An 18,976-nucleotide genomic window follows, 5' to 3' on the forward strand; every position below is an offset into this window, starting at 1 on the left:
ACGATAGGCAGAGTGATGAAGAAGCACTCGGGAAGGTACTTGGCCATTTCCTGACAAGCGGTTAGAGATCGCGCAGCGAGCGGTGCACGTAGAGATCGTAGCGGCTGGTCTTGCCCTCGAGAACATGGTGCGGAGCGGGGCCCTCGATTGGCGGCGCCTTGCGCGGACGCTTGACCACCACCCGGTGGCTGGCGACGTCCAGGGCGGCTTCGAGAAGCCTTGGCGCATCCTCATCGTCGCCGGCCAGCTCACGAAAGAGCCGCATTTCCTTTTTTACCAACGCCGACTTGTCGCGGTGGGGGAACATCGGATCCAGGTGAATCACCTGAGGCGCGTGGCGGGTGTCGGCGATGGCCTCGGCAAGCCCCCGGCTGGCATCAACGTGGGCGAGCAACAGCCGAGCGGCGATTGGCGCGACCTCTGCGTCGAGCCGGGCCCGGACCAGTGCATCTTCGAGCAGCGCATAGATCGCCGGCACCCGTTCGAGCATCAGCACCCGGGCGCCAAGGCTTGCCAGCACGAAGGCGTCGCGGCCAAGCCCTGCCGTGGCATCGACGATGCTCGGCGTGGTAGCCCCCTGGCCCTTTCCAGTCCCCTTCCCTGTCCCCAGGCCGCAGGCCTTGGCGATAAGCTGGCCACGCCCACCGCCGAAGCGGCGGCGGTGGGCGGCCTTGCCGGCCACGAAGTCGGCGGCCAGCGGCTTGCCATACAGGCGCTCGTCGCCGGCCAGCACCAGTTGGCCATCGACGTCCATGAGCGTCAGCCGAGGCCCAGGCGCCTTTGCCAGCGGCAAGCCAAGGCGTGCGGCGAGCCCGGCAAGAGCGTCGCCGCAGACGACCACCGAGGGTTCTTCATGCACCGCCTCTGTCGATCGATCTTCGCTCACCGGCTCTTCTGCCAGGCCACCTGATCGCGAAGATAGACCGGCTGGGCGAGATGCGGCGCCTCGCCGCCGCCCGCCTCCAGGGTCTGGGCCGCCAGCAGCACCATCTCCTCGGCCGCCGGCTGCATGTCAGGCAGATGCTGGCTGACGCCTGCCTGCACCGTCACCGGCAGCGTCTCCCATTGCTCCCATCCCGAACCTACGCCGACCCAATCGGCCTCTTCGTGGCCGGCGGGTAGGCTCAGCCGCTCGGGCGACAGCAGCGCTTCGTCGGCGAGCCGGGTCAGTTGGCCAGCATGGCAGCGGTAGGCGGCGGTGTAGAGCTCGCCCATGCGGGCATCGATGACCGGCAGCACATGACGCAGGTGAAGCCGACGATGGCCGGCCAGCGCCAGCGCCTCCAGGGTAGAGACGCCGATCAGCGGGATCTCGAGGCCGAAGGCCAGCCCTTGGGCGACGCCTGCGGCGATGCGCAGGCCGGTAAAAGAGCCGGGACCGCGCCCATAGGCCAGCGCGTCCACATCGGCGAGCGTCAGGTTGGCCTCGCTGAGCAGCTCGTCGATCATCGGCATCAGCCGGCGCGTATGTTCGCGGGGCGCCAGCACGAAGCGAGACAGCAATTGATCATCATGGCCGTCGCGGCGGCGAAGCAGCGCAGCGGAACAGGCGCTCGAGGAGGCATCCAGGGCCAGCAGGGTCGGCATAGCGGTATCGGGGTCAGGAGATGTGGGCGGCATTATACGCCGCGGCTCAAGGGCGGGGAAAGGTACGGGGCGTGCGGCGGGCACCGCTCTCAGCTGACGGCCACCAGAACGACCGAGGGCCCGCCATGGCGAGCCCTCGGGGAAAACAGCGAAGGCGATCAGCCCTCAAGCGCATCGATCACCTGACGGGTGATGTCGTCGACGCTGCCCACGCCCTCGACCCGGTGGTAGGTCGGGGCGACCTCGGCGTCTTCCTTGGCCCACTGCTGGTAATAATCCACCAGCGGCGCGGTCTGGTCGTGATAGACCGACAGACGGTTGCGCACCGTGGACTCCTGATCGTCCTCGCGCTGGATCAGCGCTTCGCCGGTGACGTCATCCTTGCCGATTTCCTTGGGCGGATTGTATTCGACGTGATAAACCCGGCCAGAGCCCGGGTGAACGCGACGGCCCGCCAGGCGCTTGACGATTTCTTCGTCGTCGACGGCGATTTCCAGCACGTGATCGATCTTCACGCCAGCGTCCTTCATGGCATCGGCCTGCGGCAGGGTGCGCGGGAAGCCGTCGAACAGGAAGCCATTGGCGCAATCGGGCTGGCTGATGCGCTCCTTGACCAGGGCGATGATGATGTCGTCAGACACCAGGCCACCGGTGGTCATGATTTCCTTGACCTTGATGCCCAGCTCGCTGCCTTCCTTGACGGCGGCGCGCAGCATGTCGCCGGTGGAGATCTGCGGAATGCCGAAGCGCTCGCAGATGAACTGGGCCTGGGTGCCCTTGCCGGCCCCGGGGGCGCCCAACAGGATCAAACGCATCAGAATGACTCCTTGAATGACTTCGCGTTATAGAGTGAAGAGAAAAATGTGATGACCGCAGACAATACCGGGGCCACGCTCGTGAAACAAGCGACGCCCGATCAGGGCCGTCCTAATGCTGACAGGGATCATCCTCACCGGCTTGGCTCGTCTTTCCCAATAGCACTTTGGTCGGGTTTACCCAAGACTCTGCTGGCACCAACACAAAAAAACGGCGCCCGCAGGCGCCGTTTCGGTAGCCGGCAGACGCCGGCGGGTCATGCAGACCGGATCACAGCAGCATCCGGCGGATGTCGGTCAGCGCCTGAGCCAGGAAGGCCGTGAAGCGTGCCGCATCGGCACCGTTGACCGCACGGTGATCGTAGGACAGCGACAGCGGCATCATCAGACGCGGCTCGAAGTTGCTGCCGTCCCACACCGGCTTCATCTGCGCCTTGGAGACGCCGAGGATGGCGACTTCCGGCGCGTTGACGATCGGTGTGAAGGCGGTGCCACCAATCGACCCGAGGCTCGAGATGGTGAAGCAGCCACCGGTCATCTCGTCGCGCTTGAGCTTCTTGGTCTGTGCCTTCTTGGCCAGTTCCACGGATTCCTTGGCCAGCTCGATCAGCGACTTCTGGTCGGCGTTGCGGATCACCGGCACCATCAGGCCGTCCGGGGTATCCACGGCCAACCCGATATGCACGTACTTCTTGTGCACCAGGGTCTCGCCGTCGCTCTTCAGGCTGACGTTGAACTGCGGGAACTTCTTCAGCGCGAAGGCGCAGGCCTTGATCATGAACGGCAGCGGGGTCAGCTTGGCGCCCTGTGCCTCGGCCTCGGCCTTCATCGACTTGCGGAAGGACTCGAGCTCGGTGATGTCCGCCTCGTCGAACTGGGTCACATGCGGAACGTTGAGCCAGCTGCGATGCAGGTTGGTCGCCCCCATCTTCATCAGGCGACCCATCGGCTTCTCTTCCACTTCGCCGAACTGGCTGAAGTCCTGATCCGGGATCGGCGGGATGCCGGCGCCGCCGGCTGCCGCCGGTGCCGCGGCGGGAGCCGCCTTGCCCTGGGACTGGGACATCATCTGCTTGACGTAGCCGTGCACGTCTTCCTTCAGCACCCGGCCCTTGGGACCGGTAGCCTTGACCTGTGACAGGTCGACGCCCAGCTCGCGAGCCAGCATGCGGACCGCGGGGCCGGCATGCACACGCTTGCCGTCGCTGACCGGTTCGGCCGCTTCGGGAGCGCTTTGAGGCTTGGATGGCGCAGCGTCCTGCTTCGGCGCTGAGGCCTCTTTTTTAGACGCTGAGGGCTCTTTTGCCGGGGCTGAAGGCTCCTGCTTCGATGACGCCTTCTTGGGTGCGGGCTTCGCACCGGCCACCTCGACATAGCCAATCAGATCGCCCTCGGAGACGGTATCGCCTTCCTTGACGGCGAGCTCAACAAGCTTGCCCTTGAAGGGACTCGGCACGTCCATCGAAGCCTTGTCGGACTCCAGCGTGATCAACGCATCTTCTTCGTTGATCTCGTCGCCCTCGGCAACCGCGACCTCGATGATCGGCACGTTCTCGCTACCGCCGATATCGGGAACGCGGATCTCCTTGCGCTGAGGTTCGCCTTCACCGGCATCCTGTGAGTCGTCGTCCTCGCTCTGCTCAGACGCGTTGTCGCTGCTGTCATCGGCAGCCGGTTCGGATGCCGACTCGGACTCGCCGTCATCCTCGCCATCTTCACCCGCGATTTCCATGGTGCCGATCAGGTCGCCTTCAGAGACGGTGTCGCCTTCCTTGACCGCCAGGGAGACGAGCTTGCCGCTATGCGGACTCGGCACGTCCATCGAGGCCTTGTCGGACTCAAGCGTAATCAGCGCATCTTCTGCGTTGACCTCGTCGCCTTCGGCAACGGCCAGCTCGATGATCGGTACATCTTCGCTGCCACCGATGTCCGGCACCTTGATCTCGACAGTGCGTTTGCCGCCCGGGGCTTTCTTGGCCGGCTTGTCATCGCTCTTGGGCGCAGCAGTGTCCTTGCTGGCCGACGCCGCCGGCTTCTCGTCTTCGTCCTTGGAGGCTGTCTTTTCGTCCTCGCCGCCGCCTTCGGCTTCGAGTTCGAGAATGTCGTCGCCTTCGGAGACGGTATCGCCTTCCTTGACCAGCACCTTGACGACCTTGCCGCCCTTGGGCGCCGGGACATCCATGCTGGCCTTATCGGACTCGAGAGTAATCATGGTGTCCTCGGCGGCGATTACATCGCCTACCGACACCGCGATCTCGATGATTTCGACATCGGTGCTGCCACCGATATCGGGGACTTTGATGATTTCGCTACTCAAGGTCGCGCTCCTTTCCTAATCATGCTCGCCGCAGGCGCAAAATGGGTCAGGCGGGCGAGCCAACGAGCGGTGATCCTGCCTGGCCGTCGTCGCTCGCCCTTCACCTGATCAACCCGTTACGGGCGCCTCAGGAATCCACCGGATTCGGCTTTGTCGGATCGATGCCATACTTCTTCATGGCATCCGCAACGACCTTGCGGTCGATCTCACCACGCTCGGACAGCGCTCGCAGCGCGGCCACGGTGACGTAATAGCGGTCCACTTCGAAGAAGCGACGCAGCTGCTCTCGCGTGTCGGAGCGACCATAGCCGTCGGTCCCCAGGACGTGGAAGTCAGTGGGCACCCAGGCACGAACCTGGTCAGCGTAGAGCTTCATGTAATCGGTCGACGCGATCACCGGGCCTTCGCAACCTTCCAGTTGCTGAGTGATCCAGGGCTTCTCGCGCTTGTCGTCCGGCTCGAGGAACTGGTTGCGATCATAGTCGAGCGCTTCGCGACGCAGTTCGTTGAAGCTGGTCACGCTCCAGACGTCGGCGACGACGCCATGCTCGTCGGCCAGCATCTCGGCGGCGGCCTCGACTTCGCGCAGGATGGTGCCACTGCCCATCAGCTGAACACGCGGCGCCTTCTTGCTGCTGGCCTTGCCTTCCTGCAGACGGTACATGCCGCGCACGATGCCTTCTTCACTGCCTTCCACCATCTCGGGATGAGTGTAGTTCTCGTTCATCACCGTGATGTAGTAGAAGCAGCTTTCACGATCCTCATACATCCGCTTCATGCCGTCCTGCAGGATGACCGCGACTTCGTGGCCATAGCAGGGGTCGTAAGAGCGGCAGTTCGGCACGGTCGACATCAGGATATGGCTGTGGCCGTCCTGGTGCTGGAGGCCCTCACCGTTGATGGTCGTGCGACCGGCGGTACCACCGATCATGAAGCCACGGGCCTGCTGGTCGCCGGCTGCCCAGACCAGGTCGCCGATACGCTGATAGCCGAACATCGAGTAGTAGACGTAGAACGGAATCAGCGTCATGTCGTGGTTGGCGTAGGCGGTTGCCGCCGCGATCCAGGCGGCCATGGAGCCGGCCTCGGTGATGCCTTCCTCGAGGATCTGGCCTTTCTTGTCCTCGCGGTAGTACATGATCTGGCCGGCATCGACCGGATCGTACTTCTGGCCGCCGGAGGCGTAGATGCCCAGCTGGCGGAACATGCCTTCCATGCCGAAGGTACGCGCCTCATCGGGGATGATCGGCACCACCCGCGGACCCAGCTGCTTGTGCTTGACCAGGCCGTTGAGCACCCGCACGAACGACATGGTGGTCGACACCTCACGGTCGCCCGAGCCCTTGGTCTGGGAGGCGAACATCTTGTCGTCGAGGCCGGGGATCTCGAGGGTCTCGTACTCGGTGCGCCGCTTGGGCAGGAAGCCGCCCAGCTTCTCGCGCTGCAGGAACAGGTACTTCATCTCCGGGCTGTCTTCGTCCGGACGATAGTAGGGTACCTCACCGTTCTCGAGCTGCTTGTCGGAGATCGGCACACCGAAGCGGTCGCGGAATTTCTTCAGCGCCTCATGTTCCATGGACTTGATCTGGTGGGCTTCCATGTCGGCCTCACCGCTGCCGCCGCCCATGCCATAGCCCTTGACGGTATGCGCCAGGACCACGGTCGGACGACCGTCGGCGTTGTTGACCGCCTCATGGTAGGCCGCGTAGACCTTCTGCGGATCGTGACCACCCCGGTTGAGACGGAAGATGTCCTCGTCGGAGTAATCTTCGACCAGCTTGCGGGTCTCTTCGTACTTGCCGAAGAAATGCTCGCGGGTGTAAGCGCCACCGTTGGCCTTGTAGTTCTGGTATTCGCCGTCGACCGCCTCGTCCATGCGCTTTTGCAGCATGTCGTGTTTGTCGCGTTCGAACAGCGGGTCCCACTGACCGCCCCAGACCACCTTGATGACGTTCCAGCCGGCACCGCGGAACACGCCTTCGAGCTCGTCCATGATGCGCGAGTTACCGCGCACCGGGCCGTCGAGGCGCTGCAGGTTGCAGTTGATCACGAAGATCAGGTTGTCCAGATTCTCGCGGCTCGCCAGATGCAGGGCACCGAGGGATTCCGGCTCGTCACACTCGCCGTCGCCGAGGAATGCCCAGACCTTGCGGTCGCGCATGTCGGTCAGCTCACGGGAGTCCAGGTACTTCATGACGTGGGCTTGGTAGATCGCCTGGATCGGCCCCAGCCCCATGGAAACGGTCGGGAACTGCCAGTAATCCGGCATCAGATAGGGGTGGGGATAGGACGGCAGGCCGCCACCCTCGGCTTCCTGACGGAAGCTGTCCATCTGCTCTTCGGTGAGCCGGCCTTCCATGAAGGAACGTGCATAGATACCCGGGGTCACGTGGCCCTGGATATAGATCAGGTCGCCCTTGTGTTCGCCATCGTCGGCGCGGAAGAAGTGGTTGAAGCCCACTTCGTACAGCGTCGCGCAGGACTGAAAACTGGCGATGTGCCCGCCAAGCCCCTTGTGCTTCTTGTTGGCACGCAGGACCTGCGCCATGGCGTTCCAGCGAATCGCCGAACGCAGCTTGCGCTCGATGAACATGTCACCGGGGATCTTCGCCTCGCGATGCACCGGAATGGTGTTGCGATGTGGCGTATTAACAGAGAACGGCGGAATGCGGCCATCGCGACGCAGGCGATCAGCCAGACGACTCAATAAGTACTGAGCACGCTCCTCGCCTTCCCGATCAACGACCGATGCCAGGGATTCCATCCATTCCTTGGTTTCGGTCGGATCGAAATCTTCTCTTGCCTCCAGACTCATAGACGTCTCTCCGAATGAAGATATTGTGTCGGTCTGCCCTCACCCGGGAGGAGGGAGGGGCGTGTGGCGCTCTTCAGTGCGGGCGTGATCTTCTATGGATCACGTCTCCAGAATAGTGGGCATGTAGTGACGTTACAGATTGATACGCGCAATGCCCGGAATCAGGCCACGAAGATACCGCAAAGACCAGCCCCTGCCAATTCCGGCAAAAATGGAAAGCCTTTCCAATTCAAATATTGCATTGCAGCACAAGGGCCTAGCGCACCACTCCCCTGAAGCCTAGCCGAAAGCTCGCACTCTGTAACCGGGCTACAAACGGGCCGTCCAACGCTCAGATCTCGGCGCCGCGTAAACCTGCAGTTTTCTCCGTTGGAAAGCCCGCCTATCGGCGGCTCAGCTACCGATGATTCAACTATCGATGATTCAACTACCGGTGATTCAACTACCGACCGCTCACAGACCGGCCGCCAGGCACTGCCGAAAATAGGCCCAGTCGAAGGCTGGACCAGGGTCGGTCTTGCGCAGCGGCGCAATGCGGGCATGGCTGGTGATGCGCTCAGGGGTCAGCGCGGGATAGTGTTCCAGCAGATCCTGGACCACGCTTGCCAGGGTGGCGTACTGGGCCGCGCTATAAGGGCTCTGCTCGTCACCCTCGAGCTCGATGCCAATCGCGAAGTCGTTGAGCTCTGCGCGCCAGGCGACGCCATCGAACCAGCACGAACGGCCGGCGTGCCAGGCGCGCCGCTCGAAGGGCACGAACTGCACGGCTTCACCATCGCGGCGAATCAGCAGATGGGCGGAAACGCGAAGCGCAGCGATCTGGGCGAAATAGGGATGAGCGGCGGGGTCGAGGCGGTTGGTGAACAGCCGCTCGATGGCATCGCCCGCGAAAACACCCGGCGGTAGGCTGATCGAGTGCAACACCAGCGCCGACACCTCGCCTTCGGGGCGAGCATTGTGGTTGGGTGACGGCAGTTGTCGAGCCTGTGCCCAGAGGCCCTGTTCGATGCTCATGCGTCGTGCCTCATTCGACTTCTCTCCGGTCATGGCCTGGTCACGGCTTGCGCCATGTGACGCGCTAGGCGTGGATTCCCTATAATGGAGCATTGTCGCATCGATTCATCCTTCAGGCACCGCTGCCCCGAGCCGGTGCTGCCCACGCCAGGGAGCCCAGGCACGCCATGCATTATCACGAAGCCCTCGCCGAAGAGATCCGTACCAGCGCCGCCCGGCTGTTGGCCGAAGACGTCGGCCCTGGCGACATCACCGCCCAGCTGATTCCCGAACGCCAGTGGGCCAGCGCCCGGGTCATCACCCGCGAGGACGCCGTGCTGTGCGGCGTGGCCTTTGTCGACGAGCTGTTCCGCCGCCTGGATTCCCGCGTGACGCTTAACTGGCAGCATGCCGACGGCGACCGGCTGGCGGCCGGCGACACCCTGCTCGAGCTCGAGGGCCCGGCCCGCAGCCTGTTAACCGGCGAACGCGCCGCCCTGAATCTCTTGCAGACACTCTCCGGCACCGCCACCCGCACCCGCGCCTATGTCGACCTGATCGAGGACACCGGTGTGCGCCTGCTGGATACCCGCAAGACCCTGCCCGGCCTGCGTCTGGCCCAGAAATACGCAGTGACCTGCGGCGGCGGTTACAACCATCGGGTCGGCCTCTATGACGCCTTCCTGATCAAGGAGAACCATATCGCTGCCTGCGGTGGGATCGCCGCGGCGGTCAAGGAAGCCCGCGACATCGCCAAGGACCTGCCGGTCGAGGTCGAGGTCGAAACCTTCGAAGAGCTCGATCAGGCGCTGGCGGCCAGTGCCGACGTGGTGATGCTCGATAATTTCTCGCTGGATGATCTGCGCGAGGCGGTGCGCCGTGGCAGCGGCCGCGCCACCCTGGAAGCCTCGGGCAACGTCAGCGACGCCACCCTGCGCTCGATCGCCGAGACCGGCGTCGACTGCATCTCCAGCGGCGCCCTGACCAAGGACGTGCAGTCCATCGATCTGTCGATGCGCATCCTGAAAACCGAGACCCGTTGAGCCGGCCACCCCGTCTCTAACGAACCCCGCCCGAAGACGACAACAGCGACTCCGGGCGGGCACTTGCGCATCGACCATTCAGGCGTCCGCTAGGTCTCGACCAGATCCAGCCGCTTGACCAGGCGGATCCGCGGCAGTTGCTCGCCGCCACGCTCTACCCACTCTTCCCCTTCCTGGGACCAGCCGCGCTGGATCAGGCGCGGCGCCAGCATCAGGCTGGCATCGATGCGCACCCGCGCAAGCCCCTGCTCCCGAAACACTCGCTCCGCATGCACCAGCAGGGTGCTGCCGATGCCCCGGCGAGCCAGCGACGGCCAGACATAGAGCGTCTCGATGCGCCCCTCGCCGTCGCCGCCCTGCCCAATTTCCAGAAAGCCCACGCAGCGCCCGTCGCAGGCCGCCACCAGGGTCGGGTGAAGCAGCTGGCGAGCCGCCCAGGCACTGCCCTCACGGGGCAGCACCGACGCCCAGGCACGACGCTGCTCGACGCTGTAGTGCTCGGCCGCGCCCTGCATCACCGCATGATGGAAGACCTCGGCCTGATCGGCGCCGTCATCGGGCAGCGCGTCGCGATAGACGATGCGCGCCTTGCCGGCGCGGGGACTGCTATCAGCGGCGGACATCAGTTCCTCCTGATGCGAAACGGGCTTGATCGAGATTCAACGTATCAGAGCTCACTTCATCAGAGCTCACTTCATCAAAGCTCGCTGCCAGCGGATGTTCGCCGGTAGTCATGCCGGGCTCACGCACCAGCTGGCAGGTAGCGAGGCCGGCCGCCCGGGCGGCGTCGAGTTCGGCGACGACGTCCGACAAAAAGAGAATCTCCTCCGGCGCCCGGCCGATCGCCTCGACGATCCGCCTATAGCTCTCGGCCTCGCGCTTAGGGCCGGTAGTGGTATCGAAATAGCCTGAGAACAGTGGCGTGAGATCGCCAAGATCGCTATGACCGAACAGCAGCCGCTGGGCCTGCACCGAGCCCGAGGAATAGACGTAAAGCTCGCACCCTGCCGCCTGCCAGCGCATCAGCGCCTCGGCGGCGTCGGGATAGACGTGGCCGGTGAAGTCCCCGGCCTGATACCCGGCCTCCCAGACCATGCCCTGCAACGCCTTGAGCGGCGTGGCCTTGCGGTCCTCTTGAATCCAGCCCTCGAGAATGGCGATCAGCCGCTCAAGGTCCGCGTCGGGTTCAGCGGCCTCCTCGCGGGTCGCTTCGAGCTGCCTGGCGACCTCGGCCTGCTGGTGGTGATGGCGAACGAAATCACCCAGCTGCCGGCGAGCATAGGGGAAGAGCACCTCATGGACGAAAGCGATCGAGCCGGTGGTACCCTCGATGTCGGTGACGATGGCGCGAATCATGCCACGCTCCCCGATTCCGACTGAGCGGCATCTCCCCTGCCGGTCGGCAGGGCCTCGAAGCGCGGGAAGCGTGCGGCGATGGTCTCACCGGTAAAGTTCGCCACCCAGCCCTCGGGATTGGTGAACAGGCGGATGGCAGTGAAGTGCGGCGCCGGCCCCATATCGAACCAGTGCGGCGTGCCCGCCGGCACCGACATCAAATCGCCCTCGGTGCAGCCCACCGCATAGACCCGCGCGCCCAGATGCAGGTAGAAGACCCCTTCGCCGCGCACGAAGAAGCGTACCTCGTCCTCGCTGTGGCGATGCTCGTCGAGGAACTTGGCGCGCAGCGCATCCTTGTCCGGGTGCTCAGGCGTCAAACCGATCACGTCGGCGGTGGCAAAGCCGTTGTCGGCCTTGAGGTGCCCGACCTCCTCAGCGTATGCCGTCAGCACCACCTCGGGGTCAGCGTCGGGGGCCAGGTCGGCCTTGGTGGCCCAGCGCTCGAAGCGAATGCCGTGAGCCGCGAGTTCGGCGGCGATGCGTTCACCGTCGTGAGTGGTCAGCAGCGGCTGGTCCGGGTCATGTTCGTGGTAGACGTTAAGAAAGCTCATGGCAGTGCTCCATCGGGCAAGGCGAGCGGGCAGGCCGCGACCTGCCGTATCGTGGGCCGCCCCGCTCAGCGGGTGCGGCGCATCATCAGTTCACAGTCGAAGAGGAAATCCAGCGCCTCGACTTGGCGCAGGCAGCCGGCCATGTCTCCCGCCCAAGTGTAGAGGCCGTGACCGCGGATCAGGTAGGCGCGGGTGTCGAGACCTCGCAGGCGCACGCGCACCCTTTCCGCCAGCGCGGCGATGTCTTGGTCATTGTCGACGACGGGCACCGCCAGTGCCGTGTCGTGGCGGGTCACGCCCTCGATCGCCTTCTGCAGCTCGAACCCCTCGAGCCACAGGGTATCGCCCTCGATCAGGCGCGACAGCACGGTGGCGGCCCGGGAATGGGTGTGCAGCACGGCGCCGGCCTCGGGCCGGTCCTGGTAGAGCTGGCCATGCAGGCGTGCCTCGTCCGACGGCTTCTGTGGGCTGCCAAGCGGCGTAACGGCGAAGTCGGTGACCATGACATCAGCCGGCACCAACCGCCCCTTGTGGCGCCCCGAGGCCGTCACCGCCATGTGAGTCTCATCCAGGCGCACCGAAAAATTGCCGCCGGTGGCCGGCACCTGGCCGGCCCGGTACAGCTCGCCACCGGCGGCCACGATGGCCTGCTGGGCGCGGGCCAGTTGCTCGAGATCGATCACCGCTGTGTCTCCCGTGAATATGCCGCCAGCCTACCGAAGGCTCGCGTCGCCGCCAATCCTCATGACAGCGCAAAATGGAGCACCGTGCGCCGCCCACACAGGCACGGCATAATGGCGGCCATGAATCCTCCTTCTGCATCCAACGCCGACACCTTCGCCCTCTCGCCCATCGGGCGCATCGAGAGCGACTACCCGGACAAGTTCGGCATCCCCCGTCAGCCGGGACTGGCGCCGGCCGCCCACGCCCGCCTGGTGCTGCTGCCACCCTATGACGACCCGCTCAGCGTGCGCGGCCTCGAGGCCTTCAGCCACCTGTGGCTGACCTTCGTCTTTCACCATAGCCCCGAGCGCTGGTCGCCGCTGGTGCGTCCACCGCGCCTGGGTGGCAACGCCAAGGTCGGGGTCTTTGCCAGCCGCAGCACCCACCGGCCTAATCGCCTGGGGCTGTCGCTGGTCGAACTCAAAGGCATCGACATCTCTCAAGGCGGCGTGGCCCTGGCGCTTTCCGGTCACGACCTGCTCGACGGCACCCCGGTACTCGACATCAAACCCTACCTGCCCTGGGCAGAGGCGCGTCATGACGCCAGGGCCGGTTTCGCCCCCGCCGCCCCGCCCCAGTGCCCGGTCGACTTTTCCGCAGAGGCCGAGGCGATACTGGCCAAGCGCGAAGACGCCGCCTCGCTGCGCGCCCTGATCGGCCAGGTGCTGGCCCAGGACCCCCGCCCCGCCTATCGCAAGGGCGCCGAGTCACGTATCTACGGGGTAAGGCTGCGCGATGTCGATGTGCGCTTTCGCGCCCTGGCCAATGCGGCAGGCGAGACGCGCCTGGAGGTGGTCGAGATCGTGGCGGTGTAAACATCGGCTACCGGGAGGGGCGCCAGGGGCAGGTCGTAGAGGGGTTCGATTCCAGGGATGGAATCGTTAGCGCCCAGGGAAGGGTTCAAAGCGCCCCTCGTAGACCTGCCGATGGACAGCCCCTTGGCCCCAAGCCACAAAGACATCCCGGCATGACGAGAGAAACGACGAAGGGCCCCGTAAGGCCCTTCGTTCGGCATGGCGTGTTGGCCGCCTCAGTCGAAGCTGATACCGATACGACGGCCTACTTCCTCATAGGCCTCGATCACACCGCCAAGGCCCTGGCGGAAGCGGTCCTTGTCGAGCTTCTCGCGGGTCTTGGCATCCCACAGGCGGCAACCGTCCGGCGAGAACTCGTCGCCGAGCACGATCTGGCCCTTGAAGACGCCAAACTCGAGCTTGTAGTCGACCAGCAGCATGCCGCCTTCTTCGAACAGCGCCTTGAGCACATCGTTGACCTTGTAGGTCAGCGCCTTCATTTCCTTGAGCTGCTCGGGCGTCGCCCAGCCGAAGGTCTCCGCCAGCGACTCGTTGATCATCGGGTCGTGCTGGGCGTCGTTCTTCAGGAACAGCTCGAAGGTCGAGGGCATCAGCACCTGGCCTTCCTCGACGCCAAGACGCCGGCACAGGCTGCCGGCGGCGATGTTACGCACCACGCACTCCACCGGCAGCATATCGAGCTTCTTGACCACGCACTCGGTGTCCGAGAGCAGGCCGTCGAAGTGCGTCGGAATGCCGGCTTCTGCCAGTTTGCCCATGATGAAGGCATTGAACTTGTTGTTGACCATGCCCTTGCGCGCCAGGGATTCCATCCGCTCGCCGTCGAAGGCACTGGTATCGTCGCGGAATTCGAGGATCAGGCGGTCCGGGTCGTCAGTGTGATAGACCGACTTGGCCTTGCCGGCATAGAGCTCTTGACGCTTTTCCATGAGGGGTCTCCGAATGGGGAGGTAACGGACAGAGGTGATAACAGGGTCGTGTAAACAGGTAACGGGTGACGTGGCGGTGCGACAAACGGGGGCTACACAAAGCCTAGCGGATGGTCTGCCAATCCAGGCCCTGATCCTGGGCGGCGACCACCAGCCGTGACTCATCGCCATCAAGCAGCGGCACCAGGGCTTCCATCGCGAGCTCAGGGCGGTTGTTGTGTTCCGACAGGTGCGAACAGACGATTCGCTGCAGCCGGTCGAGTCCGACCCCCGCCAGCAGCGTCGCCGCCTGCGGGTTGGACAGATGGCCCCAGTCACCACCGACGCGGCGCTTGAGACGCGGCGGATAAGGCCCATCGGCCAGCATCTGCCGGTCGTGGTTGCACTCGAGAATCAGCGCATCGCAGCCGGCGAAGGCCTGGATCACATGGGCGCTGGGATGGCCAAGATCGGTCACTACGCCCAGCCGCCGACCCTGGGCGCTCAAATGGAATTGTACCGGTTCTCGGGCGTCATGGGGCACAGTCACCGGCATGATCTCGATCTCACCAACGGCGAACCTCGCCTGGGGCGTGATCCACTCATGCCGCGGCACTTCCTTGAGACGACCTGATAGCCAAGTGCCCGGCGTCAGATAGACCGGCATGCCATGGCGCCGTGCCAGGGCGCCGACGCCACCGATATGATCGCCGTGTTCATGAGTCACCAGCACCGCAGCGAGTTGCTTCGGGTGCAGCCCCAGCCGGGCGAGCCGCCGCTCGGTATCGCGCAGGCCGAAGCCGCAGTCGATGAGCAAGTGAGTCTCGCCGTCGCTGACCAGGGTCGCATTACCCTTGCTTCCGCTACCCAGCGACGCGAAGTGCAGGGCACGTGCCGCTGGCGGCATCAACGCAACAGCGAGGACAGCCGGCCCAGCAGGTCGCGCACGCCGGCATCGTCCAGCGCCGGCTCACCGACACTCGTCACCGTCAGGCGCGCTTGGCCTTCGGCCGCCGGCACCACGTTGAGTCGCGCGCGACGGGGCGTCTGGTCGCTGAATAGCCGGTCGATCATGCCCGTATGGCGCTCTGCCAGCGGCAGATAGGCAATCTGGAAGTCGCCGCCCGCGGCGTCCTGGTCCAGAAGCTGCTGCTCGGGCTGGTCGAAGTCGCGCTCAAGCAGGTGGCTGAGTTCCGCCCAGGCCTGCTCGGCGTCGGCATCGATCAGCAAGGCCCGATCGCCCTCACCGCCAACCAGGCGCGCCGCCGCGGCGCCAGAGGCCTCGCGGCGGGACAGGTTCGAGGCCATGGCGGTCTGGCCGCGGGCGTTGAGATAGCCGGCCAGGGCGTTCAGGCAACCGTCGAGAGCGCTGGTGTTTTGCTCGCAGCGCACCTCGCTGGTGGCGCCCAGGCCATCGCTAACGGCAATCACGCCTTCGGGAGTCGTCAGGCGGCGTGCCATATCATCGCGATCAGTGACGCTCAGCCGTTGGCGCTCGCCGAACTCAACGACACGCGGCCAGACCACGTCCGGCGGGTCGTTGACCGCGAGCCAGCGGGCATCGCCCATGCTGCGGCGCTCGACGTAATCGCGCTCCGCGACCGACGGCTGAGGCCTTGGTGCAGTGAACTCGTCATCCACCTTCCGGTAGGGCCGATTGGCCTTGGGTACCGGCATCGCGTCGCGGGTCTCATAGAGCTGGCTGCCGGCCGGCAGGATCAACGGCTCGGCGCTCTTGGCCTGCGAGTAGGCTTCACTACGATCATCGTAGTAGCCGCCGCTGGAACAGCCGGCCATTGCCAGGGCAACGGCCGCTACCAGCGGCATCCAGTTCGTGGCAGCTTTCATGCATCCACCTTGATTATCGGACAAGCGAGAGGCGTTCAGTCGTCGCTGACGCCGGCCAGCTGCAGCGCCTCGCTAACCGTTGAATGGTATTTCTCGGACAGCCAGGTCAGCGGCAGGCGAATGCCCTGCTCGGCGTAGCCCATGTAATTAAGCGCCCACTTGACCGGAATCGGATTGGCCTCAATGCCCAGTTGCGTATGCAGCGGCATCAGCCGGGTGTTGATCTGGTGCGCCTTGTCGGCATCGCCGGCCACGGCAGCCGCGCACAGCTCGTGCATGGCGCGGGGCACCACGTTGGCGGTCACCGAAATGTCGCCGTGGCCACCCATCAGCATGAAATCGCAGGCGGTGGCGTCATCGCCGGAGTACAGCATGAAGTCAGAGCCCTTGAGGCGCTCGATCAGATCCTCGGCGCGCTCCAGGTTACCGGTGGCGTCCTTGAGGCCGATGATGTTGTCGACCTCGGCCAGGCGCAGCACGGTCTCATTGTAGATGTCCGAGCAGGTGCGGCCAGGCACATTGTAGAGAATCACCGGCAGATCGCTGGCGTCGGCGATGGCCTTGAAGTGCAGGAACAGGCCTTCCTGGGTCGGCTTGTTGTAGTAGGGTGCCACCGTCAGGCAGTAGTCGGCGCCGACTTCCTTGGCGTAACGAGTCAGCTCGACCGCCTCGGTGGTGTTGTTCGAGCCGGTGCCGGCGATGACCGGGATACGGCCATTGACCTCTTCCACCACGGTGCGGATGACATCGAAATGCTCGGCAAAGGACATGGTGGTCGGCTCGCCGGTGGTGCCGGCGGCGACGATGGCATCGGTGCCATGCTCGAGATGGAAGCTGACCAGGCGGCGCAGCGCCTCCCAATCGATCTCTCCGTTCGCCTTCATCGGCGTCGCCAGGGCGACGATACTGCCTGTGATCATCTTCTTTCCTCTACAAACGCCTGTGCATCAGCCGCCGCAGAAGGTGGCGCTGATGGTTCAACCGGAATATGAAGCCGTATATGAAGCCAGGGCCTAGATGGTACTCAGGCCGCCAGAGCCTGTACAGAACCCAACGCAAGGACTTTTGTCCGGGCCTCGTCGTCTTGGACACGGCCTTTACAGCGCCGCGGCGCTGACGTGTAATCCTTGCACAACGTAGATGCTCGGCACTCGGGTGCCGGCAGGTCATTCGAACCAATGCTGAATGCAGAAACTTTGAATTCAAAAGCTGTGAAATCAAAACCGATGAATTCAGCTACTACCCAAGGAGCGTCCCATGAGCGTTAGCCTCGGCAACCCCGTCCCCGACTTCACTGCCACTGCGACCGGCGACACCACCGTGACCCTGTCAGAGCTCAAGGGCAAACAGGTGGTAATCTACTTCTATCCCAAGGCCAGCACCCCGGGCTGCACCACCGAAGGCGGTGACTTTCGCGACCACAAGGATGCCTTCGATGCCGCCGACACCGTGATTCTCGGCGTTTCTCGAGACGGCATCCGCGCCCAGGAAAACTTCAAGGCCAAGCAGGACTTCAACTTCGAGCTGATCTCCGACAAGGACGAAGCGGTCTGCAAGCTGTTCGATGTCATCAAGCTCAAGAAGCTTTACGGCAAGGAGCACCTGGGGATAGAGCGCAGCACCTTTCTGATCGATACCGAAGGCAAGCTCGCCCGCGAATGGCGAGGCGTCAAGGTCAAGGGCCATGTCGAGGAAGTGCTCGAAGCGGCCCAGGCCCTGCACGCCAGCTGACAACCAAGCCCGCCCATGCCAACCGCCAGGGGCGGCGTGGGCGGGCCTGTGTTTCAGGATTTAGGCAGCTCGCCCCTCACCGGCTGGTCGGCGAGCTCCTTGATTCCACGCGGCCAGGCATAGACCAGCGCCTTGAGCAGCGTCGCCAGCGGAATCGCGAAGAAGATTCCCCAGAAGCCCCAGATGCCGCCGAAGAACAGCACCGCCAATATGATCGACACCGGGTGCAGGTTGACCGCCTCGGAGAACAGAATCGGCACCAGAACGTTGCCATCCAGTGCCTGCAGCACGCCGTAGGCCAGGATCACGTACAGGAACTGCTCACCGATGCCGAAGTGGAAGCCCGCAACCGCCGCCACCGGCAGCGTGGCCACCGCGGCGCCGATGAAGGGAATCAGCACCGATAGCCCCACCAGCATGCCCAGCAGCGCCGAATACGGCAGGCCGAAATAGGCGAAAGTCAGGAAGCCGGCACTGCCGACGATGACGATTTCGATGAACTTGCCGCGCACGTAGTTGGCGATCTGGGCATCCATCTCGTGCCAGATACGGGTCATCAGGTCGCGCTTGCGCGGCATCAACCATAGCGTGAAACCGACCAGCCGCTCCCGATCCTTGAGCATGAAGAACACCAGGATCGGCACCAGCACCAGATAGATGATCAGGTCCATGAGATTGCCAAGCGAGGCCAGCGACAGGGTCAGCGCCCGCTGCCCGAACTGGGTCAGCTCGCGACCGGCGGCGTCTATCCAGCCCTGAATCTGATCCGGGGTGACCAGATTGGGGTAGCGCAGCTGAACCTCGTCGAGAAAGCGCTGGCCGCTGGCGAACATGCGCGGAATCTCCTGCACCAGACTGACCAGCTGATTCCAGATCAGCGGCATGACGATCAGCGCCATGGCCAGCAGAATGCCGAGAAAGCCCACGAACACCAGCAGCACCGCCACCAAGCTCGGCACATGGCGTCGGATCAGCCAGTTCACCGCCCCCTGAAGCAGGAAGGCGATCACCAGTGCGGTGAGAAAGGGAGCGAGCATGCCACCCAGCAACACCACCGCGGTGGTGCCAACAATCAGCAGCACCAGCAGGATGACCGCTTCCTCGTCGGAGAAGTAGCGTTCCAGCCAGCCCGAAAACAGTGCCTTCAGCGTCATGCCGAACGCTCCTTATCGCCCTTGCGCAGCCAGTAATGGTACACCTCGCCGCGCGTTTCCCGCGCTGGCATCTCGTGGCCGCTCTGGGCAATGTAGGACTCGAAGTCCCGCCAGGAGCCGGCATCGGTGGCAATCACCTCGAGTACCTGCCCCACCGCCAGCCGCGACAGTGCCTGCTTGGCCTTGAGCAGCGGCAGCGGGCAGGGCAGGTCTCGGGCATCGAGTACATCGTCTGGTTGCAAGGTCATGCCGTCTCCCGAAACAATGGGGATGAAGAA

19 protein-coding genes are annotated in these 18,976 nt (G+C 64.3%); 3 read left to right on the forward strand and 16 right to left on the reverse strand.

Annotation, left to right across the window (positions count from 1 at the left end):
* Positions 1 to 61: 61 nt before the first annotated feature.
* The 6 genes from Q2K57_RS04810 to ampD form a co-directional block, all read right to left on the reverse strand.
* Positions 62 to 754 carry a class I SAM-dependent methyltransferase gene (locus Q2K57_RS04810; RefSeq protein WP_304526655.1) on the reverse strand — a complete coding sequence of 231 codons (693 nt, stop codon included), beginning with the start codon at positions 752 to 754 and terminating at the stop codon, positions 62 to 64.
* A 128-nt stretch (positions 755 to 882) separates the two neighbouring features.
* Positions 883 to 1,587, reverse strand: coding sequence for a tRNA (adenosine(37)-N6)-threonylcarbamoyltransferase complex dimerization subunit type 1 TsaB (gene tsaB / locus Q2K57_RS04815; protein ID WP_112053753.1), 705 nt, complete (start codon positions 1,585 to 1,587; stop codon positions 883 to 885).
* Between the two features lie 158 nt (positions 1,588 to 1,745).
* Positions 1,746 to 2,402, reverse strand: coding sequence for an adenylate kinase (adk, locus tag Q2K57_RS04820; RefSeq protein WP_304526202.1), 657 nt, complete (start codon positions 2,400 to 2,402; stop codon positions 1,746 to 1,748).
* A 271-nt stretch (positions 2,403 to 2,673) separates the two neighbouring features.
* Entirely contained in the window at positions 2,674 to 4,719 is a 2,046-nt protein-coding gene (aceF, locus tag Q2K57_RS04825; RefSeq protein WP_304526203.1) for a pyruvate dehydrogenase complex dihydrolipoyllysine-residue acetyltransferase, read from the reverse strand.
* A 127-nt stretch (positions 4,720 to 4,846) separates the two neighbouring features.
* Entirely contained in the window at positions 4,847 to 7,534 is a 2,688-nt protein-coding gene (aceE, locus tag Q2K57_RS04830) for a pyruvate dehydrogenase (acetyl-transferring), homodimeric type (protein ID WP_304526204.1), read from the reverse strand.
* A gap of 453 nt (positions 7,535 to 7,987) precedes the next feature.
* Complete coding sequence (gene ampD / locus Q2K57_RS04835) at positions 7,988 to 8,548, reverse strand: 1,6-anhydro-N-acetylmuramyl-L-alanine amidase AmpD (protein WP_304526205.1); 561 nt, start codon at positions 8,546 to 8,548, stop codon at positions 7,988 to 7,990.
* 167 nt (positions 8,549 to 8,715) lie between these two features.
* On the opposite strand from ampD, the gene nadC reads away from it, so the two are divergent.
* Positions 8,716 to 9,570 carry a carboxylating nicotinate-nucleotide diphosphorylase gene (nadC, locus tag Q2K57_RS04840; protein WP_304526206.1) on the forward strand — a complete coding sequence of 285 codons (855 nt, stop codon included), beginning with the start codon at positions 8,716 to 8,718 and terminating at the stop codon, positions 9,568 to 9,570.
* An 89-nt stretch (positions 9,571 to 9,659) separates the two neighbouring features.
* Here the strand turns inward: nadC and Q2K57_RS04845 are convergent, their stop codons facing one another.
* The 4 genes from Q2K57_RS04845 to Q2K57_RS04860 form a co-directional block, all read right to left on the reverse strand.
* Positions 9,660 to 10,193: a GNAT family N-acetyltransferase gene (locus tag Q2K57_RS04845; RefSeq protein WP_258395975.1), complete on the reverse strand. Its 534-nt coding sequence runs from the start codon at positions 10,191 to 10,193 to the stop codon at positions 9,660 to 9,662.
* Entirely contained in the window at positions 10,180 to 10,926 is a 747-nt protein-coding gene (mtnC, locus tag Q2K57_RS04850; protein WP_304526207.1) for an acireductone synthase, read from the reverse strand. The genes Q2K57_RS04845 and mtnC overlap by 14 nt, the downstream gene beginning before the upstream one ends.
* Positions 10,923 to 11,519, reverse strand: coding sequence for an acireductone dioxygenase (locus tag Q2K57_RS04855; RefSeq protein WP_112053761.1), 597 nt, complete (start codon positions 11,517 to 11,519; stop codon positions 10,923 to 10,925). The genes mtnC and Q2K57_RS04855 overlap by 4 nt, the downstream gene beginning before the upstream one ends.
* A gap of 65 nt (positions 11,520 to 11,584) precedes the next feature.
* Entirely contained in the window at positions 11,585 to 12,202 is a 618-nt protein-coding gene (locus Q2K57_RS04860; RefSeq protein ID WP_304526208.1) for a methylthioribulose 1-phosphate dehydratase, read from the reverse strand.
* A 120-nt stretch (positions 12,203 to 12,322) separates the two neighbouring features.
* Here Q2K57_RS04860 and tsaA point away from each other — a divergent pair, with 120 nt between their 5' ends.
* Positions 12,323 to 13,057 carry a tRNA (N6-threonylcarbamoyladenosine(37)-N6)-methyltransferase TrmO gene (tsaA, locus tag Q2K57_RS04865; RefSeq protein ID WP_304526209.1) on the forward strand — a complete coding sequence of 245 codons (735 nt, stop codon included), beginning with the start codon at positions 12,323 to 12,325 and terminating at the stop codon, positions 13,055 to 13,057.
* Positions 13,058 to 13,272: 215 nt separating this feature from the next.
* Here tsaA and purC read toward each other — a convergent pair whose 3' ends face one another.
* From purC to dapA, 4 genes are all read right to left on the reverse strand, one after another.
* Positions 13,273 to 13,986, reverse strand: coding sequence for a phosphoribosylaminoimidazolesuccinocarboxamide synthase (gene purC, locus Q2K57_RS04870; RefSeq protein ID WP_304526210.1), 714 nt, complete (start codon positions 13,984 to 13,986; stop codon positions 13,273 to 13,275).
* Between the two features lie 103 nt (positions 13,987 to 14,089).
* Positions 14,090 to 14,872: an MBL fold metallo-hydrolase gene (locus tag Q2K57_RS04875; RefSeq protein WP_304526211.1), complete on the reverse strand. Its 783-nt coding sequence runs from the start codon at positions 14,870 to 14,872 to the stop codon at positions 14,090 to 14,092.
* A complete protein-coding gene (locus Q2K57_RS04880) occupies positions 14,872 to 15,813 on the reverse strand; it encodes a hypothetical protein (protein ID WP_304526212.1) in 942 nt (313 codons plus the stop codon). Before Q2K57_RS04880 ends, Q2K57_RS04875 begins: the two co-directional genes overlap by 1 nt.
* A 35-nt stretch (positions 15,814 to 15,848) precedes the next feature.
* On the reverse strand, positions 15,849 to 16,733 hold the full coding sequence (gene dapA / locus Q2K57_RS04885; protein ID WP_112053767.1) for a 4-hydroxy-tetrahydrodipicolinate synthase: 885 nt from the start codon (positions 16,731 to 16,733) through the stop codon (positions 15,849 to 15,851).
* Between the two features lie 337 nt (positions 16,734 to 17,070).
* On the opposite strand from dapA, the gene Q2K57_RS04890 reads away from it, so the two are divergent.
* The gene (locus Q2K57_RS04890) at positions 17,071 to 17,544 is read left to right on the forward strand and encodes a peroxiredoxin (protein ID WP_112053768.1); all 474 of its coding nucleotides are present in this window, start codon (positions 17,071 to 17,073) and stop codon (positions 17,542 to 17,544) included.
* A gap of 53 nt (positions 17,545 to 17,597) precedes the next feature.
* Here Q2K57_RS04890 and Q2K57_RS04895 read toward each other — a convergent pair whose 3' ends face one another.
* Together Q2K57_RS04895 and Q2K57_RS04900 are read right to left on the reverse strand one after the other, a co-directional pair.
* A complete protein-coding gene (locus Q2K57_RS04895; RefSeq protein ID WP_112053769.1) occupies positions 17,598 to 18,698 on the reverse strand; it encodes an AI-2E family transporter in 1,101 nt (366 codons plus the stop codon).
* Positions 18,695 to 18,946 (reverse strand): sulfurtransferase TusA family protein, encoded by a 252-nt coding sequence (locus Q2K57_RS04900; RefSeq protein WP_112053770.1) that lies wholly within the window; start codon positions 18,944 to 18,946, stop codon positions 18,695 to 18,697. The genes Q2K57_RS04895 and Q2K57_RS04900 overlap by 4 nt, the downstream gene beginning before the upstream one ends.
* Positions 18,947 to 18,976 lie beyond the last annotated feature (30 nt).

Source organism: Halomonas sp. I5-271120, from assembly GCF_030553075.1.
GTDB classification, from domain to species: domain Bacteria; phylum Pseudomonadota; class Gammaproteobacteria; order Pseudomonadales; family Halomonadaceae; genus Onishia; species Onishia taeanensis_A.

Excerpts from the sequence above, each read along its gene's own strand:
- Q2K57_RS04900 (WP_112053770.1), bottom strand. The coding sequence starts at position 18,946 with ATGACCTTGCAACCAGACGATGTACTCGATGCCCGAGACCTGCCCTGC.
- Q2K57_RS04810 (WP_304526655.1), bottom strand. The coding sequence starts at position 754 with ATGGACGTCGATGGCCAACTGGTGCTGGCCGGCGACGAGCGCCTGTAT.
- Q2K57_RS04845 (WP_258395975.1), bottom strand. The coding sequence starts at position 10,193 with ATGTCCGCCGCTGATAGCAGTCCCCGCGCCGGCAAGGCGCGCATCGTC.
- tsaA (WP_304526209.1), top strand. The coding sequence starts at position 12,323 with ATGAATCCTCCTTCTGCATCCAACGCCGACACCTTCGCCCTCTCGCCC.
- tsaB (WP_112053753.1), bottom strand. The coding sequence starts at position 1,587 with ATGCCGACCCTGCTGGCCCTGGATGCCTCCTCGAGCGCCTGTTCCGCT.
- dapA (WP_112053767.1), bottom strand. The coding sequence starts at position 16,733 with ATGATCACAGGCAGTATCGTCGCCCTGGCGACGCCGATGAAGGCGAAC.
- adk (WP_304526202.1), bottom strand. The coding sequence starts at position 2,402 with ATGCGTTTGATCCTGTTGGGCGCCCCCGGGGCCGGCAAGGGCACCCAG.
- mtnC (WP_304526207.1), bottom strand. The coding sequence starts at position 10,926 with ATGATTCGCGCCATCGTCACCGACATCGAGGGTACCACCGGCTCGATC.
- nadC (WP_304526206.1), top strand. The coding sequence starts at position 8,716 with ATGCATTATCACGAAGCCCTCGCCGAAGAGATCCGTACCAGCGCCGCC.
- aceE (WP_304526204.1), bottom strand. The coding sequence starts at position 7,534 with ATGAGTCTGGAGGCAAGAGAAGATTTCGATCCGACCGAAACCAAGGAA.
- ampD (WP_304526205.1), bottom strand. The coding sequence starts at position 8,548 with ATGAGCATCGAACAGGGCCTCTGGGCACAGGCTCGACAACTGCCGTCA.
- Q2K57_RS04855 (WP_112053761.1), bottom strand. The coding sequence starts at position 11,519 with ATGAGCTTTCTTAACGTCTACCACGAACATGACCCGGACCAGCCGCTG.
- Q2K57_RS04895 (WP_112053769.1), bottom strand. The coding sequence starts at position 18,698 with ATGACGCTGAAGGCACTGTTTTCGGGCTGGCTGGAACGCTACTTCTCC.
- Q2K57_RS04880 (WP_304526212.1), bottom strand. The coding sequence starts at position 15,813 with ATGAAAGCTGCCACGAACTGGATGCCGCTGGTAGCGGCCGTTGCCCTG.
- Q2K57_RS04875 (WP_304526211.1), bottom strand. The coding sequence starts at position 14,872 with ATGCCGCCAGCGGCACGTGCCCTGCACTTCGCGTCGCTGGGTAGCGGA.
- Q2K57_RS04890 (WP_112053768.1), top strand. The coding sequence starts at position 17,071 with ATGAGCGTTAGCCTCGGCAACCCCGTCCCCGACTTCACTGCCACTGCG.
- purC (WP_304526210.1), bottom strand. The coding sequence starts at position 13,986 with ATGGAAAAGCGTCAAGAGCTCTATGCCGGCAAGGCCAAGTCGGTCTAT.